The organism is Mycobacterium sp. UNC410CL29Cvi84 (assembly GCF_000686745.1).
Lineage (GTDB): Bacteria > Actinomycetota > Actinomycetes > Mycobacteriales > Mycobacteriaceae > Mycobacterium > Mycobacterium mucogenicum_B.
Window position 1 is genome coordinate 58,353 of the sequence record NZ_JMLM01000022.1, and the last position, 25,668, is coordinate 84,020.

A 25,668-nucleotide genomic window follows, 5' to 3' on the forward strand; every position below is an offset into this window, starting at 1 on the left:
CTTGCCCCTGACATCGGTGTCAGGTCTTACCGTCCGAGCATGACCGCTCGGGACCACGAACCGCCGTTCGTCTACACGCCGATCACCGAACGCCCGCCACTGCGCTGGCCGGGCGGCGCCAAGGTCGCGGTGTACCTCGGATTGAACATCGAGCAGTTCCTCCCCGACGAACCATCGACGAGCATCTGGCCAGGCACCGCGGAGTTGCGCCCCGACCCCCTCAACTACGGGTGGCGGGATTACGGCGCGCGCGTCGGCATCTGGCGGACCATCGAAGCGCTTGACACGCACCAGGTCCGGCCCAGTGTTCTGGTGAACTCCAACGTGATTGATGCCCATCCGCAAATCGTTGCCGCGGGGCTGGACCGCAATTGGGTGTGGCTGGCACACGGACGCACGAACTCGAAGCTGCACACCGCCATGACGGTCGAGGACGAGCGTCGCGAACTGCGTCACATCACGGAGACGATCGCCGCAGCGACGGGTCGGCCACCGAACGGATGGATGGGACCGGGGCTCACCGAAACCCACCACACGCCGGAGTTGCTGGCCGAACTGGGTTACCGCTACGTGCTCGACTGGACAAACGATGACCAGCCCTACCGGTTGACCGTGCCAGGCATGCTCAGTGTGCCCTATTCGGTCGAACTGAACGACCTCCTGCTCTTCTCGAAGGGCTACACCGGTGCCGAGTTCGTCCAGATCGTGGTCGACCAATATGAACAGCTGCGCGCCGATTCGACCTCAGGCGGCCGCGTGTTGGCTCTCGCGCTGCACCCCTTCGTGATCGGCCAGCCGTTTCGCCACAAGTACCTCGAAGAGGTGCTGCGCTACCTGTCCGCCCAACCAGACGCATGGCTCACCACCAGCGACGAGATCGCCGACCACTTCCTGACGCAGGAGAACCACCAGTAGGCCGCGCATACTTGCTCGTCGCGCTGTACCACCTCACGACCGCCTTGGTTCCCTGGCGATTGCGCACCCAGCCAACGGCAGGCCGCTACCGCCTTTGGCCGTGGCCACCACCTGAGCCAGAATCGACAGGGCGATGTCTGCCGCGTCGCGACCACCCAGGTCCAGCCCGATCGGCGACTGAAGGCGGTTCACATCATCGGGCCGTAATCCTTGTTGGCACAAGGCCTGACGCTTACGCACCGACCGACTCTTCGACCCGAGCGCACCCACAAACCGCGGTTGTGCGCCGGCGCTCCACCGCCGCGAATCCAGCGCCTCTGCCAGCACCGGTATCGAGAACCGATCGTCGTGCGACAAATCCACGATGGCCGTCTCGGCGTCGACACGTCCATCGGTCCGCTCCTGACGGAGGTAGCGGTCCGGCCAGTCCCGAACCAGCGCCACCCCGGGTCTGAAACGCTCCGCGGACAGGAACGCCGATCGGGGATCGCAGACCGTCACGGCATAGTTCACCCGCAGCGCCAGTGCCGCCAGACCGGTCGCAATGTCGCTACTACCGAAGATCAGCATGCGCGGCGGCGGTTCGTAATGAGCACGGAACGACGGCGAATCATCAAGCCGGGTAAGGGATGTGTGGCCGGTCTGCAGGTTGAGGAAGGTCCAGGCGGGGCGGCCCCCGCGCACCGCTGCGACAAGCGTGCCGAACTCTGGAAAATGGAGTGGCGTCACCGGATGGAAGGCGATCCGGAGAGTTCCATGGCAAGGCCCCGACGACTCCAACAGATCACCCTCGGGCCGACCCGAGTCGAACTCCAGTACCTGGCAACCAATCCCAGCCAATGTTCCCCGATGATCTTCGAACACGGCTTGCGCACGCTCGTAGAGATCGGCCTCGACGCAGCCCGAGGACACGCTGCCCTCGAAGCGGGCGTGCCGGTCGAAGGCCATCATCGACCCGACCGGATAGGGAGACCGGGCAAAGGTCTCTATGACGGTGGCGACAAGAACGTCTTCGCCGCGCTGGTATCTGTCGTAAACCCATTGGAGTACAACTTCATTTCTCATCGATGTCGTCTCCGTCGGCCAGATGGGTGCATTCCACGCAGACAAGATCGGGACTGCCTACTCCCCCGCACCCCCACAGCCTCTGCCGTTCGACCGCGGTGCACATCAGTCAGGTGACTGATGTGCACTGGGCGTCAATCCGCCAGAGTTCATCAGACAGTTCTGCCTACACTGGCCACCCCGCGCCCAAGCGGGAGCCCATCGGCCCAGGAGTGACATGACCCCGGCACACGCCAATGACCTCTGAGCTCACCACGGCGGTGCCCGTCGCCGCGCTCACCGAATTGGCCGAAGGCACGCCGACGGCCGCCAGGGTTTCCGGTGTGGACCTCGTCCTGGTCCGCCGGGGAGACGACGTCCAGGCGCTGTACGGGCGTTGCGCGCACCGCGGGGCTCTGATGTCCGACGGCCGCGTCGAGGGCGACCTACTCGTCTGCGGCGTGCACGGCTGGCGCTACGAGATCGGGACCGGAGTCGCACCCGTCAACCCCGCTGTCGCGCTGGCGACTTTCCCGGCCTGGGTCTCTGACGGCTCGGTCTACGTCGACCAAGCCGCGGTTGAGGCGTACGCCTCGGCCAACCCGCAGACCTACGACGACGACGGTTACCAAGGCAAGTGGATCAAGCCGTCCAACACTGCCGAAGAACCCTTCGTCACACAGATCCACGACTGGGCGGCGCACGGACTGAACAGCGCACATGGTCCGACGGCGGCCATGGGTGTGCCGCGCGATCTGCTGCCCTCCTGGGACTCGATCCAGATCGTCACCGCGCAACTGGCGCGGCTGCCGCTGCTCGACGACGAACCGGTGAGCACAAAGACGGTGATCGGCCCGGCAGCCAAGCGACCGCTGGTACTCGACATCCCTTTGTTCGTCAGCGACATGAGCTTCGGTGCGCTGTCCGAGGAAGCCAAGACGGCTCTCGCCGCCGGCGCCGAACTGGCCGGAACCGGCATCTGCTCGGGTGAGGGCGGCATGCTTCCCGAAGAGCAGCAACATAATTCGAAGTACTTCTACGAGCTCGCGTCGGGCAGATTCGGGTGGAGTTTCGACCGGCTCCGCCAGGTGCAGGCCTTCCACTTCAAAGGCGGTCAAGGTGCCAAGACCGGCACCGGCGGACACCTGCCCGGCAACAAGGTGGTCGGCAAGATCGCCGAGGTGCGCGGGCTCGCGCCGGGGACCGCGGCCATCTCGCCGGCACGCTTCCCGGACTGGACGTCATTGCAGCCGTTCGAAGAGTTCGCCGCGCAAGTCCGTGAAACCTCGGGCGGTATCCCGGTGGGATACAAGATGAGCGCACAACACATCGAACGCGACATCGACGCCGCCCTGCAGATCGGGGTCGACTACCTCATCCTCGACGGCCGTGGCGGCGGAACCGGTGCTGCACCAACGATATTCCGCGACAACATCTCCGTGCCGACCATCCCGGCGCTGGCCCGTGCCCGCCGGCACCTCGACCGGTCACAAGCCGACCATGTCACGCTGGCAGTCACCGGAGGTATCCGAACCCCGGCCGACATGGTCAAAGCACTCGCGTTGGGCGCCGACGCCATCGGTCTGTCCAATGCGGCCCTGCAAGCGATCGGTTGCGTCGGCATGCGCGCGTGCAACACCAACACCTGCCCGTCCGGCATCGCCACGCAAGATCCCGGACTACGTGCCCGACTGCCCATACCGGCTGGTGCGCAACGCCTGAACCGGTTTCTGCGGGCGGCAGTCGATCTGATGGTGGTCCTGGCGCGCGCATGTGGCCACCGGAATCTCGCCGACTTCGACATCGACGATCTCGTCACCTTCGATCGCGACTTCGCCTACCTGAGCGGAGTCCCCTACGCAGGAGCCATCCCACTGTGACCGAGCAAGATCTGAACTGGCACAAGGCCGCCGACGCCGGCCAGCTCGACGACGGCGAAGTGGCGATGTGCCCGGTCGGGATCAAGACGGTGGCCCTGACGAAACTCGACGGCCGATACGGAGCCATCGACAACCGGTGTCCCCACCAGGGCGGTCCGCTGGGTCAAGGCACGCTCGAGAACGACAAGATCCGTTGCCCCTGGCACGGTTTCGACTTTGACCCCTTCACCGGCGAGGCCGCCGGCGGTCCCGACTTCAATGTCCGCACGTATCCGGTCGAGGTCCGTGACGACGGCATCTACGTCGGTACTCCACCGCCGGCCGAGCACCCTCGCACCGTCAGCGATGTACTGGTGGAAACGATGACCAACTGGGGTGTCGACACTGTCTTCGGTATGGTCGGCCACTCGAATCTCGGGGTCGCCGAAGCCTTGCACCGTGCCGAAACTGACGGCAAACTACGGTATTTCGGCATCCGGCACGAAGGGGCCGCAGCGTTCGCGGCAGCCGCTTACGGCAAGCTCACCGGCCGGCCCGCTGCCTGTTTCGGCATCGCCGGTCCCGGCTCCACGAACCTGCTCACCGGTCTCTACGACGCGAAATCCGACCGAGCCCCAGTGCTGGCCCTGTCAGGCAACGTGGACTCCTCGGTGGCGGGCAAAGGCGCTTTCCAAGACATCGACCTGCTCGCGGCATTCGCCGATGTGTCCGTCTACTCGGCCATGGTGCGTTCGGGCTCCGACCACGCCGAACTGATGACCATGGCCCTCAAGCACGCCATCCTCGAGCGCGGCGTCGGGCACCTCGTGCTTCCTGACGAGGTGCAGATCCTCGAAGCCCCGGGGCAGAAATCCTCTGGGCCCCAAGGCCGTATGCCCGACCTCCGGGTGCCACCTCCGGCTGCCGCGCTACAGCAGGCCCTCGACCTGATCGAGACATCGACCAGACCGCTGATCGTCGTCGGCGCCGGCGCGAAGTTCGACATGCCGGCAGTCATCGACCTCGCCGAACGCTTGAACGCGCCGGTACTCACGACCTTCAAGGCCAAGGGGCAGATCTCGGACGCCCACCCCCTTGCATGCGGCGTGCTGGGACGGTCGGGGACCCCCGTCGCGTCGTGGATGATGAACAAGGCCGATCTGCTGCTGGTGTTCGGCGCCTCGTTCTCGAACCACACCGGAATCTCGCCATACAAGCCGATCATCCAGGTGGACACCGATCCCATGATGCTCGGCCGGTTCCGGCCCGTCGCGGCTCCGGTGCTGGGCGACGTGGGCGTCACCGCCACCGCCATGCTGGCCGGCCTTGGCCCCAACGCCGCGCTGGTGGACCAGCGTCCCGAGGTCGCCGAACGCTGGGCGGTCTGGCGGGCCGAGAAAGCCCGGCGCGCCGTCAAGCATCCAGACGGACGAGTAGCTGCCGCAACGGTTTTCGAAGAACTCAGCCGCCTGGCCCCGGCGAACGCCGTCCTGGCCGTCGATGTCGGCAATCACGCCTACTCGTTCGGGCGCTACTTCGAGACCGCCGAGCAGTCGGTACTCATGTCCGGCTACCTCGGCTCGATCGGGTTCGGATTCCCCGCGGCGATGGGCGCCTGGGCCGCCGCTCCGGACCGGCCCATCATCGCGATCACCGGTGACGGCGGCTTCGGTCAATATCTCGCCGACTTCACCACGGCGGTGAAATACCACATGAACATCACCCACATCCTGCTCAACAACGGTGAGCTCGCAAAGATCAGCGAAGAGCAGCGCGGCGCCGAGTACGCGGTTTGGCAGACATCACTGCTCAACCCGGACTTCGCCGCGTACGCCAGGAGCTGCGGTGGCTACGGTCGTCGCGTCGCCGACCCGACGGAGGTCGCCCCAGCCATCGCAGAGGCACTCGAGCACCCGGGCCCGGCGATGGTGGAGATCATCACCGACCCCAGTACGCACTAGTCCCCCAACAGATCACGCAGTTGGTGCCGCCGGCTGACCCCCAGTTTGGGATAGACGTTGTACAGGTGGGACGCGATCGTTCGCGGTGACAGATTGAGTCGTTGTCCGATCTCGGGGTTGGTGAGCCCCGACGCGGCCATCGACACGATCTGACGTTCTTGTGCCGTCAGTGAATCCAAGCCCGATACCGCCCCGGAATTCGACGACGTCACCCCGGCGGCGCGTAGTTCGGCGCGGGCGATCTGGGCGTACGGCGCCGCGCCGAGTCGATCGAACACCTCGAGTGCAGCGGTGAGCTGGGTACGGGCCTCGGCGGGCCGACGTACCCGGCGAAGCCATTCGCCGTAGTGCAGACGCGCTCGTGCGCGCTCCATCGGCCACTGGTCCCCTGCCGGATCGAACACGGCCAAGCGGAAATGCCGTTCAGCCAGGTGCGTCGTCGCGGTCAAGGCGAGCGCCTGGTGACGTAAAAGGCGTAGTCGCACAGGCGGGTTGGACCCCAGCTGTCGTCCGATTGCAGCAACCAGCGGCCTCACCTCATCGATGTGACCACTGCGCGCACCGGCCCAGGCCAGGTCGGCGATGGCGCGATGGGAGATGACGAAATGGGTCGGCTCCCCATCGGCGTCGAACATCTGCCGCAAAGCCTGGTATGCCGATTCGAAGTCGCTGCGGGCCAAGGCGTTCCGACCGGTGGCCCACGCCAGTGCGGTCCGGGTCGCGCTTCCGCCCTCGTCGGCGATGACGCGCGCCGCCGCGTCGACGGCGGCGTCCGCAGCACCTGCCTCACCACGACATGCCAGCAGATGCGCACGTACGACGTTGCTCTCGGCGTGCAGTAGCGCCAGATCATAGACAGCACAGAGAGTTTCGGTCTCATCGAGCAGGTTCACCAGTTCGGACCAGCGACCGGTGTCGTGTAGCCCCCACGCCAGAGGCGCGATGGCGAAGGTGAATCCGCGCAGACCACCGGCAGCCTTGAGCTGCTCGACCGCTGCCCGCAGCTCGGTGACCGCCAGCTCGCTGTCCTCGGTGGCGTATGCCATCGCCCCCACGACGAGGCGGCGGAACGGTTCGACCGGAGCGGGCATGGGATGCAGCCACCGCCGGTCCCATGGCGCCGGGCGATCGTGGGCGCTACCGGCACTGTCCGCGTACATCGCGATGTACGCCCGTTGTACGGGCCCAGCCTCGGCCGGGAAAGGCGTTGGAACGCTGCTCTCCCCCAGTATGTCTCGGGCAGAGTCCGCGAGCCAGCGGCCCAGGCGGCGACGGTGGGACAATTCACCGGAGTAGTACGCCGCCGACGCGGCGGTGTACATCAACGCCAGCCGCAGAACCGAATTCGCCGGCGGTTCACCGTCGAGCGCGCTGCGAACCAGCTCGGCCGCCTCCGCGGGACGCGCCGACTGCAGCAGCACCGAGGCCCGCGTCAACGCGGCATGGCCGACGATCTCGGGGTCCCCTGAGCGCTGCACCGCACTGGCATTCAACGCGAGCGCCCACGACGGGTCACCGCCGAAATTGGCTGCCACCGAAGCGAGCGTGAACCGCCGGGCCGCATCTCCGGAATCAGGACTCAATTCCGCGGCACGCTGCAGGGCCCTGGCCACTTCCAGGTAGCCACCCCGCTGCCGCGACCGTTCCGCCCCCTGCTCCAACAGCGACGCGACGGTCTCGTCCGGACCGTCCGCCGCGGCCGCCAAATGCCAAGCGCGGCAGGCTACGTCCAATTGCGGCGAGGCCGCCAGGGCAATGTGGGCGGCACGGCGATCAGCCAGATCTCCTTCGCTGTAGGCCACACTGCGCAGCAGGGTGTGGCTGAACCGCACCCGCCTGTCCTCGGTCACCGTCACCAGAGATCGTTCCAAGGCCGGTTCCCACCGCTGTAGGTCTGCGCCGAAACCGGCGGCGGCGGTGATGGTGTCGACGGTCTCGTAACCGGCACCCGCCGCGGCGAACAACGTCAACCGGCGCGCATCCGCGGGCAGCTCGGACAACTGCTGGACGAACAGCGCGTGTGCGAATCCGGGCCCGACCATGTGGTTGACCCGGAAACGCAGCGAACCCGACTTGCCGTAGAACCGCGCAGATTCGATGAGGGCCAACGGATTACCGCCGGACCAGCGGATGATCTCGCCGCGCACACTTGCGTCGGGCACCAGCGACTGGGACTCGATCAGCTCCGCGGCTGCGGAATCGGTGAGTGGACCGACATCCACCACCTTGACCGAACGATCAAGCCCGTTCAGCAAGTCCACTCGCCGTGCGCTGATCAGCACTCTGACCGCGAGGTGCGGTACCCGGCCGATCACATATGTGAGCACCTGGCGGGAATCCGGCTCGAATCGGTCGAAGTCGTCGAGCACGATCACCAGCAGTCGATCACCGGCCGCAATCGCCACTAGGGCCAGTACTGCCTGCTGTACCAGCGCCGGGCCGTGCCCGGCAGCACCGGCATTGCCATTGACGATGTCCTGCAAGGCATCCCGCATCGGCGCCGGCAGGTCTGCGATGCGATCGGAGATGGGCCAGAGCAGCTCGGTCAATGCCGTGAACGGTCGCACATGGTCCGGCTCCGAGCCTCCGGCAAAGAGGATGGTCGCATCTCGCAGAGCCGGTGCGGCAACAGCATGCCGGAGCAGCGCCGACTTGCCGATGCCCGGCTCGCCGGCCAGGATCACTGCCTGCGGCGCATCAGGAGCACCGGAGGCGACCTCGTTGACGAGCCTCGTCAGCTCACCGCGCCCCACCATGGGCGATTGCGGACGTGTCATCGTCACCGGGAAAATCGCTTCCTGCACAGCATGATCAGGCACCGTCGCGTCATCGGTGGATCGCTCGATTGAGGAACGACACACCCTGATCGAGCGCCGCCCGCGCCGACGGCGTGTCACTGAGCTGGGTCAGCACCACGAAGTCGTGCACCGTTCCGAGGTAGCGGGTACAGGTCACCGGTACACCTGCCGAACGCAGCCGATCTGCGAACGCTTCGCCTTCATCCCGCACCACATCAGCTTCCGCGGTGACGATCAGCGTCGGTGGCAATCCCGTGAGGTCCTCCACCGCTGCGCGAACCGGAGATACGGTGGGGCAGTCGGGATCACCGTCGTAGTACTGATCCCAATACCAGGCCTGCTCATCGCTGGTCAGCAGATAACCCTCCGCGTACGTGTCGTGGGACGGGTATTCACACCGTGCATCAGTTGGCGGATAGTACAGCAGCTGCGCGCGCAACCGCGGGCCACCGCGGGACTTGCACACCATGCTGACCGCCGCTGCGATCGTCGCGCCGGCGCAATCACCGGCCAGGGCAATCGCTTTCGGATCAAGGCCCAATGAGTCCGCGTTGTCGCGGGCCCACAACAGAACGGCAAAGCACTCCTCCAGCGCAACCGGGTACCGCGCTTCCGGCGCCCGGCTGTACTCAGGAACCAGTACGGCAGCCCGGCACCGCGCGGCGATCGCCCCGACGACGCGCCCGTGCGTGTCCGCATCGCCGAACATGAACCGACCACCATGCACATACAGGATTGCCGGCAGCGGGCCGGTCGCATCGTGCGGACGAACCAGCCAAAATCCCACCAACCCCGACGGACCCACGGGCGCGGTATGGAACCGGGCCTCGGTACCCGGCTGCTCGATGGCCGTTCGCTGTGCTTCACGCAGGGCCAACCGGCCGTCCTGCGGCCCCAACTGTCCCAGCGTCGGCGGTGTCGACATTGACGCGACCAGGCGCGCAATCGTCGGATCCAGCACCACGTCTCGACCCACGATGTCCTCCCAATCGACGAGGCCTCCGGTGCCGAGGACTCTACGCCCATCGCTGCGGCCCGGCGTCGATCACCGAGGCGGCCCAGTCATCCGACTGATGCCGACGCCAGGTGCGTACTGCACACTTGGCAGGTAGCAAGGGAGGACAACATGGCTGATACGTACGCGGTGATCGGTGCCACCGGGGCGACCGGCGGTGCTGTCGCGAGCGCCCTGGTCGAGCGTGGCCTGCGCGTGCGTGCCGTCGCGCGTAATCCACAATCGTCGCGCGCACAGAGACTTTCAGACGCGGGTATCGAGGTCGTCGCGGCTGACCTGGGTGACGAACAAGCCCTGACCCATGCCTTCACCGACGTCGCGGGAGTGTTCGCCGTCACCACGCCGTTCGAAGAAGGCCCCGATATCGAAGTAGAGCAAGGCCTACACATCATCGGTGCCGCTGTCCACGCGCACGTCCCTCATCTGGTCCTTTGCTCTGTCTCCAACGCCGACCAGCACACCGGGATTCCGCATTTCGAGAGCAAAGCCAGGGTCGAAGACGCGTTGGTCGCCTCCGGTGTGCCGTACACGATCGTCGGCCCGACCTACTTCTACGACAACCTCCTCGGCGGCATCGACGAGCTCCAGTCCGGCCGGTTCACCCTGCCGCTGCCGGCCACCAAACCGCTGCAGCAGCTGTCCCGGCGCGACCTGGGCCGGTTCGTCGCCACGATTCTTCTTGACCCGCAACGCTTTGCGAGGACGCGCATCGACATCGCATCGGATGCACCGACACCGGAACAGATGACCGCTGTACTCGAGCGCACGCTCGGCTATCCGATTCAGCTGATCACCTACGACCCGTCCCAGATCGCCTCCGTCGATATGCGGGCGATGTTCAGTTTCTTGTCCACGCAGGGGTACAGCGCCGATATCGCCGGCCTGCATCAGCGCTACCCGGATATCGGCTGGCAAACCTTCAGCGAGTGGGTGGCCGAACATCTCACTGTCCATGCGAGCCCACGGTAGTCGCACGTCGGCTCGCGGGTCGGCGCGTGCTATCGAATCTGAAAGAACGACTGCTGGTCGAACTGCCCGTCAACGGCCGCGAACGACCGCTGCCGATCAGTCGGTGTGGAGCTCGGCGACGTAGCCGCCCGGCCATTGCAGGACAGCCGAGCTCGTGTGGCCCGAACGCACCACCGGCACCAACACTTTCGCGCCGGCGGCAACAGCCTTGTTCGTGACGGCCACGACGTCGTCCACCACATATCCAGCGAGTTCGTGGCCGTACGGATACGGCAGGTGGCCGTCGGTCACGGCGACCATGGTGTTGCCGAACGGCGACGTGATGTGAATGCGCCGAAAGGTCGTGCCCGGCTTGCCGATCAGCACCCCCTCGGCGTCGGCCGCATCGGCGTCGACACGGCCGTGCGTGAACTGTAGGTAGCTCTTGAGGAACGGGTCTACGCTCGCCACCGGTAGATAGACCCGGTTGTCCGGCACCGACACCAGCGGCTGATAGTTGGGCGCTGCTGTATGCCAGTACAATTGGGCGTTCACGCCGCCCGGGAACGCAATGATGGCGTCGCGGCCGATCGGATCGGGAAACGGCTCGACGACGACGGCAGCGCCGGCGTCGCGGGCTTGCTGTACGCCGGCATCGAAATCACCCATCAGCCAGCCGGTTCTTTCGGAGCCGAATGGGTACGGCACCGCCGAGGTGAACTCGAATGCCGAAATGGTTCCGACCGGGGACAAGATCAGCTGCGATTTCGTCTGACTGGGTGTCGGCGTGACGGTGACGACGGCGGCGGGCTTCGCCGATCCACCGAACGTGGCGAGCCAGCTGCTGACGAAGGCGTCGAGCTGACCCGGCGCGACATAGACATGCACCGAGTCATACTGCGGGCCGACCGCCTGGCTCGCGGCTTGCGTGGTCGCAGGACCCGTCGGCGCCGGCTCGCCGGCACAACCGGCCAGCAGAGCCGCTGCCAATATCGCTGCCGTCCAGCGCAATCGGCTTCGCAGCACGGTATGAGGCCGTACCGGTACCGCTGACATCCTGATCACGGGAGCCCTCTCAGTCCAAGATCCGGCGGGCCACACTGGTGGTGATCAGATCCAGCAGTTCGTCCGAGTGCCCGGCCAGCACCGTGCGGATCGCGTAGAGGGAGAATCCTTTCGCTTGTTCGGCCGTGATGGTCGGCGGGATCGTCAGTTCATTGCGCGCCGTGACCACATCGACCAGCGCCGGCCCGTCGTGGGCGAGTGCCTCGCTGACAGCCGACTCCAGCTCCGATGGATGCTCGACCCGGCGGCTGAACAGCCCACAGGATCGCGCGACCGCCGCGAAGTCCGGATTGTCCAGATCGGTGCCGAAGGTCACGATGCCTGCGGCCTTCATTTCAAGTTCCACGAAGTTCAACGACGAGTTGTTGAACACGATCAGTTTGACGGGTAACCGGTTCTGCACCAACGTGATCAACTCACCGAGAAGCATCGTCAGGCCACCGTCACCGGCGAGCGCGACGACTTGGCGGTGACGATCGACGCTTTGCGCCCCGACAGCCAAGGGCAACGCGCATGCCATCGTGCCGTGATTGAACGATCCGAGGAGCCGCCGTCGGCCGTTCATCGTCAGGTACCGAGCGGCCCACACCACCGGCGAACCCACATCGACGGTGAAGACAGCATCGGTCGCGGCCAGCCGATCGACCAGTGCAGCAACATATTCCGGGCGAATCGGCGTGCGGTCATGGTCATTGACCGCCAGCGCGTCGAGGCGGCGGCGCGTGCGGCGATAATGATCGACCGCGCGGTCGAGATGGCTCCGATCCGTTTTCTGGGCCAGGAAGGGGCGCAACGCCGTCAACGTGTCTCGCACGGTGCCCACCAAACCCAGGTCGATCGGCGTGCGCCGGCCCAGGTGCCGTCCGCGGATATCGACCTGAATGACCGTGGCGTTCTCCGGATAGAACTGCCGGTAGGGAAAATCCGTGCCCAGCATCAACAACACATCAGCTTCCTTGATGGCCTTGTAGCCCGATGCGAAGCCCAGCAGCCCCGTCATCCCGACGTCGTAGGGATTGTCGTACTCGACGAACTCCTTGCCGCGCAACGCATGCACGACGGGCGCCTGCAACGTCCCCGCCAACTCGACCAACTGCTGATGGGCGCCCGCCGTCCCGGCACCGGCCAGAATCGTCACCTTGGCAGCCTCATTGAGGATCGCGGCTGCGGTCGCAAGCGATGCGTCGTCTGGGCGCACGATCGGGCGGGCCGGCAGCACCGGACGGATGCGGCCAGGATCGGGCAGCCGGTGCAGGAACACCTCTCCAGGAATGACCACCACTGCGACACCCTGCTCTTCCACCGCGGCGCGCATGGCCATCTGCAGTACGCGAAGGGCCGACTCCGGGGTAGTGGCCATCTCGCAGAAGACGCTGCACTCGCGGAAGAGTTCCTGTGGGTGGGTCTCCTGGAAATACTGTGACCCGATCTCCCCCGCGGGAATGTGCGCGGCGATCGCCAGCACCGGTACCCGGCTGCGCTGCGCGTCGAACAAGCCGTTGATCAAGTGGAGATTTCCCGGGCCGCAGCTTCCCGCGCACACGGCCAGTTGACCCGTCACCGCCGCGAAACCCGCTGCGGCGAACGCGGCAGCTTCCTCGTGACGAACATGTTCCCAGGAAATGCCGCCGGCCCGGCGGATCGCATCGGTGAATCCGTTCAGGCTGTCACCAGGGAGCCCGAACACGCGGTCGACGCCGCTGGCCTGCAATGTCGCGATGATGTGGTCGGCAACGGTAGACATCAGACCTCTTCCTCAGTTGCGGTGGCTTTGAACAACCACGTATAGCCGACGCACGTGCCCGGACACATCAGTTCAATGACTGGAAGATTCGGTCAATACGCCGGTTCGTCGCATTTGCGACAGTCATCTGACTGATGACACCCCGGCGGCGCGCTGGAACCGTAGGTGCCGGCCACCGTCGCCAAAGACACTTCCCGGGCCGCGCAGGAGGTTATGTGACGATCACGGTGTATCCATCTCCCGCGGGCCCGGAAGGGATCCCAGTCCGCGTCGTCACGCTCGAGGAGCACTTCGCCACCCCGGAATACCTGGCTGCGACCGAACAATTCCTGCCACCCATCGCGCGGTCGGCGGCGCTGCAGGCCGCCCTGGTCGACCTCGATGATGCCCGGATCGCCGCGATGGACGCAGGCGGAGTCGACGTCCAGGTGCTCTCGCTGGCCGCCGGCGCGCAACACCGGCTGGCGCCGAACGACGCCACGGCCCTGGTCCGAGATGCCAACGACGCCGCGCATGCCGCCACACGCCGGCACCCCGACCGGCTCCGCATGTTCGTCAGCCTGGCCCTCGGGCAGCCCGACCACGCCGCCGATGAGTTGCGCCGCGGCGTGCGCGAACTGGGCGCCGTCGGCGGCTTTCTCGACGGCACCGGGGGCGGCTCCTTTCTCGACGATCCGCGCTACACCCCGATCTTCGAGGTCGCCTGCGAACTCGATGTGCCGCTGTATCTTCACCCAACTCCGCCGCCACGCGTCGTACAGGAGACCTATACCGCGGGGCTTCCCGAGAGCAGCGCCTACTTCCTGGCCACGGCGGCCTACACCTGGCACGCTGAACTCGGATTACATTGTCTACGAATCATTCTCGCCGGTGTCCTCGACCGGTTCCCAAAGCTGCGATTCATCATTGGGCATCTCGGTGAGCACCTGCCCTACTCCCTGTTGCGCGCCCAGGACGGGTTGCCGATGTCGGTAACCGGGCTGCAGCGCTCCGTCAGTGACTACTTTCTCGACCACTTCACCGTCACCACGAGCGGCTACTTCACCACTCCCCCGTTCATGTGCGCACGTGACGTCGTCGGCACCGACCGCTTGATGTATTCGGTGGACTACCCCTACCGATCCCCGCAGGCTGGTGCGGAATTTCTGCGTCGGCTACCGATTTCCGTGTCCGAGTTGACCGCCGTGGCCTCGGGCAACGCCGAACGAATCCTCAAGCTATGACGGGGAATCCCGAACGCTGGAGCGTCGCGATCGTCGGCGGCTCGCTGGCCGGACTCGCCGCGGCCCTAGAATTGCGCCGCGTCAGCACCGCAGACATCACCGTGTTCGAGCAGACCGCCGGACGCCTCGAGGGCCGCGGGGCCGGCATCGTGATGCAGCCGGAAATTGAACTGCTGCTCTCGATCTCGCACGTATCGCCCGAGTCTGTCAGCGTGCCATTGGTGGAACGCCAACTGCTCCACCGGCACAGTCCGCGACGCGTCTTCACTCAGCCGCAGACCATGACCTCCTGGGACACCCTCTACCGCACGTTTAGGGGCGCGCTACGCAGCGTCGACTATGTCCAGGGCACCACAGTGTCAGCGGTGGCAGCAGGAGAACATGGCGCCACGCTCACCTTCCACGACGGCGCCACCTCCGACTGGGATGTAGTGATCGGTGCCGACGGAATCGGTTCCACTGTGCGGCAATTCGTGCAGCCCGAACATCCCAGGTACAGCGGGTACGTCGCCTGGCGCGGACTGGAACGGGAAAGCGACCTGCCCGCCGACCTGACCGGTGAGCTGATCAACCGCTTCACCATGTTCAGCGCCGGCGGCATTCAATTCCTGTGCTATTTGGTGCCCGGCCCCAACGGTGAGACCGAACCGGGGCGCCGACGCGTGAATTGGGTGTGGTACGTCAACGCATCCGACGAGACTTTCGGCGACATCATGACGGGCCAGTCCGGCCGACGGTACGGCTATTTTCTACCGGCCGGGGATGTGTCGTCGGCGAGTGCGGCCACCCTGGCGGCACTGGCAGCCACCGAACTTCCGCCGTTGATGGTCCAGCTGGTCAGCCATTCGAAGCCATTCCTGCAGCCCGTCATGGATCTGGCCAGTGGGCGCATGCGGCGTGGGCCGGTGTTCGTGATCGGCGACGCGGCCGGCACCGTCCGGCCCCACACCGCATCGGGCACATCCAAATCGATCGGTGACGCCGGATTCCTGGCGCAAGCCTTACGGACCCGGACCGCAGGCGGTCCTCTTCCGGAATCCGCACTACGACAATGGGAGGACCATCGATTGCGATCTCTGCAGGACATCGCCGCGGTCGGCATCTCCCGCGCGGTCGTATCGCGGCTGGGTACCACCGAGAACGTCCCCGCGTGGGATCGGGCCATCCGATGACTGGCGACGACGCGATCGGCCGGCCCGTCAACCGGGTCGAGGGCAGCGACAAGGTGACCGGTCGGGCCCGCTACGCGGCCGACACCAACCTGCCCGATGTGCAACATGCCGTGATGGTGCAGTCGACCGTGTCACACGGCCGAGTCACCCGCGACTCGCTGATTGCCGCGACTGACCGTGCCCGGTCCGCGCCGGGTGTGACGGGCGTGCTGTCACCGCTGAATTGCCCTGCATTACACACCCTTCCAGCTGACCTCACGTGGGACCTGCCCCTGGAACGCCGGCCGCCCCTGTCAGATTTGACCGTCCAGCATCGCGGTCAACATCTGGCATTGGTGGTCGCCGACACTCTGGAGAATGCGCAGTACGCCGCCTCGTTGATGGACCTGACGTACGACGAGCTACCGGCACTGTTGACGGCACGCGACGTGCTCGACGGGCCTTCGCACGAGGACAGCGGCCCGATCGTGCGCAGCGGCGTGTACCAGCCCGATCACTTTGTGAAGCTGGAGGAAGAAAAGCTCCAAGACCACCGGGGTCCCGCCGATGAACCGATCGACGGCGTCAAGGTCACCGCGCGCTACACCACGCCGGAGAACGCCCACTACCCGATCGAACTGGCGTCGACCATCGCGAGATGGGACGGTGACCACCTGACCGTGCACGACACCACGCGGTGGATCGCCGGCGAACGGCAAACGCTGGCAACCTATCTGGGCATCCCCGTCGACAACATCCGGATCATCGCGCCTCTGGTCGGCGGGGCGTTCGGTTCGAAGAGTTTCATGTGGATGCACGTCGTGCTGTGCGCAGTGGCTGCGCGGATGACGGGACGGGCCGTCAAGCTGGTGTTGCCCCGCGCCCAGATGTTCACCTCGACCGGGCACCGTCCGCCCACCGAGCAGCATCTCAGTCTGGTCGCCGACGCCCAGACCCGGCTGACCAGCATCGAGCACCACACCCTCACCGAGACCTCGACCATCGCCCATTTCTGCGAACCCACCGGGCTGTCGACACGGTTCCTCTACCAGTCACCGCGAATGGTGGTGTCGCACAGCGTGGCCCGGGTACACCGCCCCACCCCGTGCTTCATGCGCGGCCCCGGTGAAGCGCCAGGGCTGTTCGCCCTGGAAGTGGCGATGGACGAGCTCGCCCATGCGCTCGGGGTGGATCCGCTGCAACTGCGGATCACCAACTACGCGGCCGCAGACCAGGCCAGTGGCCGACCGTGGTCCGAAGCGCATCTGCTCGAGTGTTATCGGCAGGGAGCCGACCGATTCGGCTGGGAGCACCGACCGCACCAACCCCGTTCACTACGACGCGACGGCGTGCTGGTCGGGTGGGGCATGGCCACCGCCACGTATCCGGGACGCCGGATGCCCGCAGGCTGCCGCGTACACACCCGCACTGACGGCACGGTCGAGTTCTCTTCTGCCACGCACGAACTCGGCACCGGCGTCAGAACCGTGATGACCCAGATCGCCGCGGACTCCACCGGACTGCAACTGCCACAAGTTGTGTTCTACTCCGGCGACTCGGACTTCCCCACCGCGCCGTACAGCGGAGCATCGCAAACCACAGCGGCCGTCGGGTCGGCGGTCTTCGCGGCCGGCCTCGAATGGAAGCGCCGGCTGCTCGAGTACCTGGTTGCCGACCGCGACTCACCGTGTTCCGGATTCGAGCTGTCCGCGTTGGACATTCGCGCCGGCTATGTTGTCAGCGCGCACGCCGACCGGCCCGTCAGCACTGTCGCGACACTGTTGGCCGCTGCCGATTCCGGCCTGCTCGATCACCTCACCTTCACCAGCTCCAGTGGCGGCGCGCCGGAGGACGGACCGATGTCGCAATCGTTCGGCGCGCACTTCTGCGAGGTGGAGGTCGACGAAGAGCTCGGACGGGCATCGGTGACGCGGTGGGTGGCAGCGATGGACTGCGGACGGGTCATCAACCCGAAGCTGGCGCGCAGTCAGGTGGTCGGCGGCATCACTTTCGGGCTCGGCATGGCTCTCCTCGAAGACATGCCGTACGACCCGGGCACCGGCCATGCGCTGGGTGAGTACTACGTGCCGACCCACGCAGACGTCCCGTCATTCGACATCACCTTCGTCGATGGCGCCGACACCCATCTGACAGAGTTCGGCGCCCGCGGCGTCGGCGAGATCGGCATCTGCGGCGTCCCCGCCGCGGTCGCCAACGCCGTCTTCCACGCCACCGGTCGGCGCCTGCGCGACCTACCGATAACCATCGAAAACCTGTTGTCCCCATTCAGCGAAACACACCAGGACCGATCCTCATGACTGCTGCCGCCAAACCTGAACACACCATCGAACTGTCGATCAACGGCACGATGCGCATCGTCCAGACGGATGTCCGCTCGACCCTGCTGGATCTATTGCGCGAGCGCCTCGGCTTCACTGGAACCAAGAAGGGCTGCGACCACGGTCTGTGCGGCGCGTGCACAGTGGCTGTCAACGGTCATCGTGTGCTGAGCTGCCTGACCCTCGCCGTGTCGATCGATGGTGCCAGCGTCCGCACCATCGAGGGCATCGCCGATGACGAGGAACTCCACCCGCTGCAGCAGGCATTCATCGATCACGACGGCTTCCAATGCGGCTATTGCACGTCCGGCCAGATCAGCTCTGCGCACGCGGTACTCAGCGAGCATGCCCGTGGCGACCTGTCCGCGGCCTCGTTCGACGGTCCGTACGATGACATCGCCAGAGGCCCCGAAACCTTGTCGGTCAACGAGATTCGCGAACGGATGGCCGGAAACATCTGCCGCTGTGGGGCCTATCCCCATATCGTCGATGCGATCGCATCGTGCCTGCCCGGATGCCGCCGATGAGAACATTCGACTTCCAGCACGCCCGAGACGTCGACGACGCCCTCAGCATTGCCGCCGCCGGCGCAACGTACTTCGCCGGCGGAACGAACCTGCTGGATCTGATGAAGCTCGGCGTGACCGAGCCGGTGGCGCTGGTCGACATCGGCAGGCTCGGCCTCGACCAGATCACGGCGACCGACAGTGGCGGCATCATGATCGGCGCGGGTGTGACCAACAGCGCGGTAGCCAATCATCGGCTGGTCCGCACCCAGTACCCCGTGCTGTCGCAGGCGATTCTCTCCGGCGCGACAACGCAATTGCGGAACATGGCCACTGCCGGCGGCAATCTCATGCAACGCACCCGATGCCCGTACTTCATGGACGTGTCGTTCCCCGCATGCAACAAGCGCCGGCCCGGTTCCGGGTGCGGCGCACTCGAGGGATCCAACCGCGAGCACGCACTGTTCGGCGCCAGCGCGTCGTGCGTCGCGGTACACCCGTCCGACATGGCGGTCGCACTGGCGATCCTTGACGCCGTCGTGCACGTGCAGGCGCCCACAGGACCTCGCAGCGTCGCACTGTCGGAATTCTTCCAGCTCCCCGGTGCCGACCCGTCACGCGACAATGCGCTGGGCGCGGGCGACTTGATCGTCGGCATCGAGTTGCCGACGTCTGAATACGCCTATCACAGTTGGTATCTCAAAGTCCGCGACCGCCACAGTTACGCCTTCGCCCTCGTGTCGGTGGCTGCCGGCCTGACCATCGACGACGGAATCATCACGTCGGCGGCCATCGCGCTGGGCGGGGTGGCTGCGAAACCGTGGCGGGTATCAGCGGCCGAGGCGGCCCTGATCGGCCGCCCCGCAGACACCGGGACATTCAGCGCTGCTGCCGAATTGGCGATGAGCGGTGCTGCGACGTTGAGCCAGAACGAGTTCAAAGTAGATCTCGGAAAACACAGCGTCGTACGTGCACTGCACAGGGCCAGCACCCGGCGGTGACAGCCGAAGACGCCGTACGACCATCACGTCCCGCCGACAGGTTCACCGCTCAAACACTGGCGGCTGACTGTACAGCCGCGCAAACGTGTCGAGCCGTTCCTGCTTGGTCCGCTGGAGGTGCGCGGCGATGGCTGTGCTGGCGGCGTCGGCATCATGGCGCCGGACCGCGTCCATGATCGCTTCGTGCTCGGTGACCACGTCGGCCAGATCGTCACGGTGCATCGCCTCGCGGTCACACAGGCGCAGCCTGGCCACCAGGTTGGTCAGGGTTTCCCGCAACGTCGAATTGTGCGAGGCAGCCCAAAGCACTTCGTGCCATTGCGAATTCAGCTGGCGTGCGGTGGCGGGATCCTCCGCCGCGACCGCTTGCTGGTGCAGTTCCGCGAGGTGCGCCACTTGCAGTTCGGTCCGCCGTGCCGCTGCCGCCTCCGCGGCCGCCTTCTCCAGTGCGATGCGGACGTCATAGATCTCGATGACATCGTCCGGTGAGCCCGAGCGGATGCGGTAGCCGCGCACGGAGCGGCTGATCAGCCCCTCCTGCTCCAACCGGCTCAACGCCTCGCGTACGGGCGTCCGGGAGACTCCGTACGCGGCGGTGAGTGCGCTTTCGGTCAGGGGTTCAGCCGGGGAGAACCGGCCTGCCAACAGATCGGCACGAAATGCGCTGTGAAATGGCGTCCGTTGCACCCATCCTCCAACCTTGTGTTCACGTTGAGAATACATACGGAGCTGTTTTGTATACAAAAAATACTCATGATGAACCGAAGGCATACAGCTTTTGCGTGGGCCATCCATACTTGTGCGTGTCGCGGTTCCGCGCGACGGCATAAGGAGACCTATGAGCACCCCGCCCACCCTTGATCGCCCCGTACTGCGCTGGCGCGTCGTCGACATCGTCGTCGCGAGTGTGCTCGCGACGGCGGCAGGGCTGATCTTCGTGCTGTGGAACATCGCATCCAATCCGGTCAGCGCACCCCTCGGCGCCGTGCTCCCCGGGCTGCAGGCGCTGCTCGGCGGCGGGTGGTTGTTCGCCGGTGTGCTCACCGCCCTGGTCATCCGCAAGCCGGGTGCGGCCATCTACGGCGAGCTCGTCGCGGCCTCGGTATCGGCGTTGGTGGGCAATCAGTGGGGTGTGCTCACACTCGAATCCGGCCTGGTCCAGGGTGTGGGCGCGGAGCTCGTCTTCGCGGCGTTCCTCTATCGGCGGTGGGGACTGCCCACCGCGGTGCTCTCCGGAGCAGTTGCCGGGGTCGCCATGGCCATCAACGACCTGATCCTCTGGTACCCGGGTTCGGCAGCCGGCTTCGCGGCGGTCTATGTGGTTTCGGGCATCGCCTCCGGTGCGGTACTTGCCGGAGTTCTGTCCTGGATCGTGGTGCGGAACCTGGCCAAGACCGGAGTCCTCAGCCGTTTTGCATCAGGACGTGTGGCGCCGAGCCCGGCTTCGTGAACGTCCAACGCGAACACGCGCACGCGTCGGCAGATGCGGAGCGCTCCGTCGGCGCTGCCGTCGACGCGCGCGGCTGGGGCTGGCAGCACGCGACGCGCGCGAATTGGGCTGTGCGCGATCTCGACTTGTTCATCGCCCCCGGCGAACGCGTGTTGCTGCTCGGCCCGTCCGGCGCCGGGAAATCCACACTGCTGCACGGCATTGCCGGGCTGCTCGGCGGCGCCGAGGAAGGACGCCAGGCCGGACACCTCCACGTCGACGGTGCGCCGCCGGCCGAACGCCGGTCCCGCATCGGCATGGTGCTGCAGGACCCCGATTCGCAGGTGATCCTCTCCAGGGTCGGAGACGACGTGGCCTTCGGCATGGAGAACCTCGGCGTTCCACGCGATCAGATCTGGCCGCGGGTCCGGCAGGCACTCGACTCGGTCGGGCTGAATGTGCCACTGTACCAGCACACTTCGAAGCTGTCGGGCGGCCAGAAGCAGCGCCTCGCATTGGCGGGCGTGGTCGCAATGCACCCGGGCCTGATCCTGCTCGACGAGCCGACCGCGAATCTCGACCCCGCCGGTGTCGTCGAGGTCCGCGACGCGATCGCCGAGTCCGCGTGCCAGACAGGCGCGACGCTCATCGTCATCGAGCATCGCACCGACGTATGGCTGCCCGTCATCGATCGCGTGATCGTCCTGGGTGCCGATGGCACGGTGGTCGCCGACGGAACACCTGACGACACGCTCCGGCGCGAACACGACTACCTGGTCCGGTCCGGCGTCTGGGTGCCGGGCGTTCCGCTGCCTGAGATCTCCAGGCGCCGTAGCGAGGACGACGGCGTCCTCCTTCGCGCCGCCGATCTGTCCGTGGGGCACCGGGGCGACGCCCCGCTGCACACCGGGCTCGATTTCGAAATCCGGCGCGGACGTACGACCGTCGTCACCGGCCCCAACGGAGCCGGCAAGTCGACATTGGCCCTCACGCTCGGCGGGCTGCTGCGACCACCGGTGGGCCGCCTCACCGCCGACGCCGCGCTGGCTCCCCCACGGTCGCGGCCCGAACCCGTCCGCTGGCGATCGAAGGAACTGCTCACCCGGATCGGCAGCGTCTTCCAGGACCCCGAGCATCAGTTCCTCACCGGCGCCGTCCGCGACGAGCTGGCGCTCGGTCCGCGGGCCCTCAAACGTGGTGCTACCGAAATCACTTCCCGCACAGATGAATTACTCCATCGGCTGCGACTGCAACACGTCGCCGACGCGAATCCGTACACCCTCTCCGGCGGCGAGAAACGTCGGCTGTCGGTGGCGACCGTGCTGGCCACGGCGCCGGCAGTGATCGTCCTGGACGAGCCGACGTTCGGGCAGGACCGCCGGACGTGGGAAGAGCTGATTCGGTTGCTGGCCGACCTCGCCGACGAAGGAACGGCCATTGTGGCCGTCACCCACGATCTCGACTTCACCACCCTGCTCGCAGATGCCCGCATCGAGCTGCCTGCGTGGCAAACCGCAACGGAGACGACGCCGTGACCACCGTGGACATCGTCGGCACACGCCCGGTCAATCCCGTCGCCCGACTGCTCACCGCCCTCCTCATCGCCGGCGGACTGGTGCTGTCCGTCGACTGGGTGTCGGCGTTGACCGCACTGGTGCTCGAGCTCACTCTGTTCTTTGCGGTGGGCGCTCGGCTGCGGCCGGTACTCACGCGCGGCGCGGTGATCGCCGTCGCGGCGGCACTCACCGCGGTGACCATCCTTCTCTACGGCCAGCCCTCCGGCACAGTGCACTGGCACTACCTGCTCATCACCGTCAGTGACGGGTCAATTGCCCTGGCGTTGGCCACTTTTCTGCGGGTTCTCGCGATTGCGCTGCCATCGGTGATCCTGTTCGCCGATGTCGATCCGACCGAGTTGGCCGACGGGCTGGGCCAGGTGCTGAAGCTGCCCGCGCGGTTCGTACTGGGCGCGCTGGCCGGCCTGCGTCTGGTCGGCTTGCTGGGCGAGGACTGGCAGTACCTCGGATACGCGCGCCGGGCCAGGGGCGTCGCCGATCACGCGCGGCTGCGCCGTGTCGCCGGACAATCGTTCGCGCTGTTGGTTTTTGCGGTCCGACGCGGGTCCAAACTCGCCACGGCGATGGAGGCGCGCGGTTTCGGTGCGCACCACCACCGGACCTGGGCCCGCCCCTCGCCATTCGCCGGGCGTGAGTTCGCCCTCGTCACAGCTGGATTCGTGATCATCGCGGTGGCGATCACCACGTCGGTCGCTGCCGGAGCATGGAACTTCATTGGTACTCGATGAGATTGTGAGCCGCCTCGACGAAGCCGCGACGGTGTTGGTCGACGGCCGTTCGGGATCGGGAAAGTCCACGCTGGCAATGCAACTGCACGACGTTTGGGCAGACAGCGTCGTGGTTCGTCTCGATGACATCTACCCGGGGTGGGACGGATTGTTCTGGGCCGCAGACCATGTGCACCAATCACTGCTGGCGCCCCGCGCCGCCGGCGAAGCCGGACGCTGGCGCAGTTGGGACTGGAGCGGTGCGTGTCCGGGAGATTGGCATCGTGTCGACCGCGGACAGCGCCTCGTCATCGAAGGCATCGGGGCGCTCACCCCGGCCACACGGGCGCTGGCCGATCTGGGTATCTGGGTCGATGCCGACGACGCGACCCGCAAGCGCCGGGCGCTACGCCGTGACGGTGACCTGTACCGACCGCACTGGGACCGCTGGGCGGCTCAGGAAGAGGATTTCGTCGCCCGCCACCGGCCCAAGGAGTGCGCCGATCTGATCGCCGTGGCGACCCCAGCCGGATTCGAATTCATCGATCCACGAAGGACATCATGACCACCTCAATCTCGCTGGCACTCGAGTACTTTCATCCGTGGCCGAACTCAGCCGGGTTCTATCTCGCCCGGCACCACGGCTGGTACGCCGAAGCGGGAATCGACCTGCAGATCCGGACCGTGGACCCCGGCATCGGCGACAGCCTCGAACACCTCGGGCGCCGCCTGGTGGACATCGCGGTGTTCCCGACCAACCGCCTGCTCGTGCGTACCGAGCGCGGCGAACCGCTCAAGGCGATCGCCGCGGTCAACCAACGCGGCCTGGAGACCATTCGCACGCTCGCCAGCAGCGGGATCAGCAGTTTGGCCGAGTTGGCCGGCAAGCGGGTGGCACTCAATCCGACGCCCCGCGGCGTCGCGATCGTGCGCGACCTGGTGTCGCGAGCGGGCGGCGACCCCGATGCCGTCATCCTGGTCGACGTCGGTGCGCGTGAGTTGACCAGCGCCGACCTGGCCGCCGGCGCAGCCGACGCCACCTTCGGTTCCTACTGGGCCTGGGACATTCTGCTGAGCGAGCACCCGGACCGCCCCGAACGGATTTGGCGGGTCGACGAGGAGCTGCCGTTCGGCTATCACAGCTACCTACTCGGGGCACATGCCGAGCTGATCGACCGAAACTCGTTGCTGCTGGAGGACTTCCGAGCGATCAGCGAACGCGGCTTCCGCTACGCAACTCAGCATCCCGAGGAGACCACCCAGCTGCTGGGCGATGTCATGCCGTACTTCCCGCCCGATGTCATCGCCCGCTCGCTCGACGCCATCGCCGGCACCTGGTTCTTCGGGAATGACTGGGGCACAGTCCGTCCCGAGCTGATCGAACCGTACGCGCACTGGCTCGCCGGGCACGGAATCCTCACCGCGCCCGAGCGGTGGCGTGCGGCATTCGCGAATATCTCTGCTGTCACGGAGATTCAGGCGCGGTGAATCCGGGACCCTTCATCGGCGCGGAAGAACTCTTCTCGGCACTGAGTGGCGGCACCCCTCCGGTGATCCTCGACGCCAGCCTCGTCCTGCACCGGCCACAGTTCGACGGTGACTTCCGTACCGAGAGCGGGCGCAGCCGCTGGGAAGACGCCCATCTGCCCGGTGCCATCCACGTACGGGTCGACACCGACCTCTCGGTTCCCGCCGCGACGCACAACCACCGACCGCCACCACAGGAACTGGCCGACCGCCTCGCGCAGTTCGGCATCGGCGCGGACACACCGACGGTCGTGTACGACACCACCGGCGGTTTTTGGGCGGCGAGAACCTGGTATCTGTTGCGCTGGATCGGGATTCCAGTGCGGGTGCTCGACGGCGGATTGGATGCCTGGCGTGCCTCCGGGCTGCCGGTGGAATCCGAGACCCGCCAAGCGCAGCCGGTCGCCCTGTGGTCTGCGGACCGGGTGCGGGAGGCATGGATCGAACTCGACGAGCTTCGCGAAATCGATTGCGATACCGGGAACCTGGTGTGCGCTCTGTCTCCGGCGGCATTCGCGGGCACGGAACCGACACGGTACACACGCCGCGGACATATCCCCGGCAGTGTCAACGTGCCGGCCCGCGAACTGTTCGACGACGACGGCCGGGTGCGTCCTCCTGCGGAGATCATCGACCGCTACCGGGACGCCGGCACTGACCTCGACCGCGAGGTGCTGCTGTACTGCGGCGGCGGCATCTCAGCGACGGTCAACGCACTCGCGCTGGTCTCAGCCGGTGTCGAATCCATCCGCGTCTATGACGGCTCACTGGAGGAATGGAGTGCCGATCCGGCGCTGCCGCTGCAGGTCGACGAATCCGTCGACTTGTGAGCATGACTCAAAGACTGGTTGTCGATACC

Annotated in this window: 21 protein-coding genes; 15 read left to right on the forward strand and 6 right to left on the reverse strand. The window is 66.3% G+C overall.

Features of this window, described 5'->3' with window-relative positions:
• Nucleotides 1-39 precede the first annotated feature (39 nt).
• On the forward strand, nucleotides 40-915 hold the full coding sequence (locus BR47_RS0124775) for a polysaccharide deacetylase family protein (RefSeq protein ID WP_029121130.1): 876 nt from the start codon (nucleotides 40-42) through the stop codon (nucleotides 913-915).
• A gap of 33 nt (nucleotides 916-948) precedes the next feature.
• On the opposite strand, the gene BR47_RS0124780 is transcribed toward BR47_RS0124775, so the two are convergent.
• Nucleotides 949-1,980 carry an XdhC family protein gene (locus tag BR47_RS0124780; RefSeq protein WP_020104320.1) on the reverse strand — a complete coding sequence of 344 codons (1,032 nt, stop codon included), beginning with the start codon at nucleotides 1,978-1,980 and terminating at the stop codon, nucleotides 949-951.
• A 236-nt stretch (nucleotides 1,981-2,216) separates the two neighbouring features.
• Here BR47_RS0124780 and BR47_RS0124785 point away from each other — a divergent pair, with 236 nt between their 5' ends.
• The gene (locus BR47_RS0124785) at nucleotides 2,217-3,839 is read left to right on the forward strand and encodes a glutamate synthase-related protein (protein ID WP_020104321.1); all 1,623 of its coding nucleotides are present in this window, start codon (nucleotides 2,217-2,219) and stop codon (nucleotides 3,837-3,839) included.
• On the forward strand, nucleotides 3,836-5,779 hold the full coding sequence (locus BR47_RS0124790) for a thiamine pyrophosphate-dependent enzyme (protein ID WP_020104322.1): 1,944 nt from the start codon (nucleotides 3,836-3,838) through the stop codon (nucleotides 5,777-5,779). Before BR47_RS0124785 ends, BR47_RS0124790 begins: the two co-directional genes overlap by 4 nt.
• On the opposite strand, the gene BR47_RS31350 is transcribed toward BR47_RS0124790, so the two are convergent.
• Both BR47_RS31350 and BR47_RS0124800 read right to left on the reverse strand, forming a co-directional pair.
• On the reverse strand, nucleotides 5,776-8,556 hold the full coding sequence (locus tag BR47_RS31350) for a helix-turn-helix transcriptional regulator (RefSeq protein WP_231388151.1): 2,781 nt from the start codon (nucleotides 8,554-8,556) through the stop codon (nucleotides 5,776-5,778). The genes BR47_RS0124790 and BR47_RS31350 overlap by 4 nt on opposite strands.
• 49 nt (nucleotides 8,557-8,605) lie before the next feature.
• On the reverse strand, nucleotides 8,606-9,553 hold the full coding sequence (locus BR47_RS0124800; RefSeq protein WP_196810102.1) for an alpha/beta hydrolase: 948 nt from the start codon (nucleotides 9,551-9,553) through the stop codon (nucleotides 8,606-8,608).
• A gap of 150 nt (nucleotides 9,554-9,703) precedes the next feature.
• Here BR47_RS0124800 and BR47_RS0124805 point away from each other — a divergent pair, with 150 nt between their 5' ends.
• Nucleotides 9,704-10,561 (forward strand): NmrA/HSCARG family protein, encoded by an 858-nt coding sequence (locus BR47_RS0124805; protein ID WP_029121131.1) that lies wholly within the window; start codon nucleotides 9,704-9,706, stop codon nucleotides 10,559-10,561.
• A 96-nt stretch (nucleotides 10,562-10,657) separates the two neighbouring features.
• Here BR47_RS0124805 and BR47_RS0124810 read toward each other — a convergent pair whose 3' ends face one another.
• Nucleotides 10,658-11,566: a glyoxalase gene (locus BR47_RS0124810; protein WP_231506769.1), complete on the reverse strand. Its 909-nt coding sequence runs from the start codon at nucleotides 11,564-11,566 to the stop codon at nucleotides 10,658-10,660.
• A gap of 49 nt (nucleotides 11,567-11,615) precedes the next feature.
• The gene (poxB, locus tag BR47_RS0124815; RefSeq protein ID WP_029121133.1) at nucleotides 11,616-13,349 is read right to left on the reverse strand and encodes a ubiquinone-dependent pyruvate dehydrogenase; all 1,734 of its coding nucleotides are present in this window, start codon (nucleotides 13,347-13,349) and stop codon (nucleotides 11,616-11,618) included.
• 215 nt (nucleotides 13,350-13,564) lie between these two features.
• Here poxB and BR47_RS0124820 point away from each other — a divergent pair, with 215 nt between their 5' ends.
• The 5 genes from BR47_RS0124820 to BR47_RS0124840 are packed head-to-tail and all read left to right on the forward strand — an operon-like array spanning nucleotide 13,565 to nucleotide 19,569.
• Nucleotides 13,565-14,572, forward strand: a complete 1,008-nt coding sequence (locus BR47_RS0124820; RefSeq protein WP_020104329.1) for an amidohydrolase family protein — start codon at nucleotides 13,565-13,567, stop codon at nucleotides 14,570-14,572.
• The gene (locus BR47_RS31355) at nucleotides 14,569-15,744 is read left to right on the forward strand and encodes an FAD binding domain-containing protein (RefSeq protein WP_051634981.1); all 1,176 of its coding nucleotides are present in this window, start codon (nucleotides 14,569-14,571) and stop codon (nucleotides 15,742-15,744) included. The genes BR47_RS0124820 and BR47_RS31355 overlap by 4 nt, the downstream gene beginning before the upstream one ends.
• The gene (locus BR47_RS0124830) at nucleotides 15,741-18,041 is read left to right on the forward strand and encodes a xanthine dehydrogenase family protein molybdopterin-binding subunit (RefSeq protein ID WP_036427731.1); all 2,301 of its coding nucleotides are present in this window, start codon (nucleotides 15,741-15,743) and stop codon (nucleotides 18,039-18,041) included. Before BR47_RS31355 ends, BR47_RS0124830 begins: the two co-directional genes overlap by 4 nt.
• Entirely contained in the window at nucleotides 18,038-18,589 is a 552-nt protein-coding gene (locus tag BR47_RS0124835) for a (2Fe-2S)-binding protein (RefSeq protein WP_020104332.1), read from the forward strand. The genes BR47_RS0124830 and BR47_RS0124835 overlap by 4 nt, the downstream gene beginning before the upstream one ends.
• Nucleotides 18,586-19,569 (forward strand): FAD binding domain-containing protein, encoded by a 984-nt coding sequence (locus BR47_RS0124840; RefSeq protein WP_029121135.1) that lies wholly within the window; start codon nucleotides 18,586-18,588, stop codon nucleotides 19,567-19,569. Before BR47_RS0124835 ends, BR47_RS0124840 begins: the two co-directional genes overlap by 4 nt.
• A 42-nt stretch (nucleotides 19,570-19,611) precedes the next feature.
• Here the strand turns inward: BR47_RS0124840 and BR47_RS33325 are convergent, their stop codons facing one another.
• Nucleotides 19,612-20,256, reverse strand: a complete 645-nt coding sequence (locus BR47_RS33325; protein ID WP_177127430.1) for a GntR family transcriptional regulator — start codon at nucleotides 20,254-20,256, stop codon at nucleotides 19,612-19,614.
• 151 nt (nucleotides 20,257-20,407) lie between these two features.
• Between BR47_RS33325 and BR47_RS0124850 the strand changes: the two genes are divergently transcribed.
• Genes BR47_RS0124850 through BR47_RS0124875 form a run of 6 tightly spaced genes read left to right on the forward strand, consistent with a single transcriptional unit; the run spans nucleotide 20,408 to nucleotide 25,639 of the window.
• Nucleotides 20,408-21,019, forward strand: a complete 612-nt coding sequence (locus BR47_RS0124850) for an ECF transporter S component (RefSeq protein WP_020104335.1) — start codon at nucleotides 20,408-20,410, stop codon at nucleotides 21,017-21,019.
• Nucleotides 21,016-22,533: an ABC transporter ATP-binding protein gene (locus tag BR47_RS0124855; RefSeq protein ID WP_029121136.1), complete on the forward strand. Its 1,518-nt coding sequence runs from the start codon at nucleotides 21,016-21,018 to the stop codon at nucleotides 22,531-22,533. The genes BR47_RS0124850 and BR47_RS0124855 overlap by 4 nt, the downstream gene beginning before the upstream one ends.
• A complete protein-coding gene (locus tag BR47_RS0124860; protein WP_029121137.1) occupies nucleotides 22,530-23,303 on the forward strand; it encodes an energy-coupling factor transporter transmembrane component T family protein in 774 nt (257 codons plus the stop codon). The genes BR47_RS0124855 and BR47_RS0124860 overlap by 4 nt, the downstream gene beginning before the upstream one ends.
• Nucleotides 23,304-23,307: 4 nt before the next feature.
• Nucleotides 23,308-23,847, forward strand: a complete 540-nt coding sequence (locus BR47_RS31365; protein WP_020104338.1) for a nucleoside/nucleotide kinase family protein — start codon at nucleotides 23,308-23,310, stop codon at nucleotides 23,845-23,847.
• Complete coding sequence (locus BR47_RS0124870) at nucleotides 23,844-24,770, forward strand: ABC transporter substrate-binding protein (protein ID WP_020104339.1); 927 nt, start codon at nucleotides 23,844-23,846, stop codon at nucleotides 24,768-24,770. Before BR47_RS31365 ends, BR47_RS0124870 begins: the two co-directional genes overlap by 4 nt.
• Nucleotides 24,767-25,639 carry a sulfurtransferase gene (locus BR47_RS0124875; protein ID WP_029121138.1) on the forward strand — a complete coding sequence of 291 codons (873 nt, stop codon included), beginning with the start codon at nucleotides 24,767-24,769 and terminating at the stop codon, nucleotides 25,637-25,639. The genes BR47_RS0124870 and BR47_RS0124875 overlap by 4 nt, the downstream gene beginning before the upstream one ends.
• Nucleotides 25,640-25,668 lie beyond the last annotated feature (29 nt).

Excerpts from the sequence above, each read along its gene's own strand:
- BR47_RS31350 (WP_231388151.1), bottom strand. The coding sequence starts at position 8,556 with ATGACACGTCCGCAATCGCCCATGGTGGGGCGCGGTGAGCTGACGAGG.
- BR47_RS0124805 (WP_029121131.1), top strand. The coding sequence starts at position 9,704 with ATGGCTGATACGTACGCGGTGATCGGTGCCACCGGGGCGACCGGCGGT.
- BR47_RS0124830 (WP_036427731.1), top strand. The coding sequence starts at position 15,741 with ATGACTGGCGACGACGCGATCGGCCGGCCCGTCAACCGGGTCGAGGGC.
- BR47_RS0124835 (WP_020104332.1), top strand. The coding sequence starts at position 18,038 with ATGACTGCTGCCGCCAAACCTGAACACACCATCGAACTGTCGATCAAC.
- BR47_RS0124870 (WP_020104339.1), top strand. The coding sequence starts at position 23,844 with ATGACCACCTCAATCTCGCTGGCACTCGAGTACTTTCATCCGTGGCCG.
- BR47_RS0124775 (WP_029121130.1), top strand. The coding sequence starts at position 40 with ATGACCGCTCGGGACCACGAACCGCCGTTCGTCTACACGCCGATCACC.
- BR47_RS0124780 (WP_020104320.1), bottom strand. The coding sequence starts at position 1,980 with ATGAGAAATGAAGTTGTACTCCAATGGGTTTACGACAGATACCAGCGC.
- BR47_RS31355 (WP_051634981.1), top strand. The coding sequence starts at position 14,569 with ATGACGGGGAATCCCGAACGCTGGAGCGTCGCGATCGTCGGCGGCTCG.
- BR47_RS0124785 (WP_020104321.1), top strand. The coding sequence starts at position 2,217 with ATGACCTCTGAGCTCACCACGGCGGTGCCCGTCGCCGCGCTCACCGAA.
- BR47_RS0124840 (WP_029121135.1), top strand. The coding sequence starts at position 18,586 with ATGAGAACATTCGACTTCCAGCACGCCCGAGACGTCGACGACGCCCTC.
- poxB (WP_029121133.1), bottom strand. The coding sequence starts at position 13,349 with ATGTCTACCGTTGCCGACCACATCATCGCGACATTGCAGGCCAGCGGC.
- BR47_RS0124850 (WP_020104335.1), top strand. The coding sequence starts at position 20,408 with ATGAGCACCCCGCCCACCCTTGATCGCCCCGTACTGCGCTGGCGCGTC.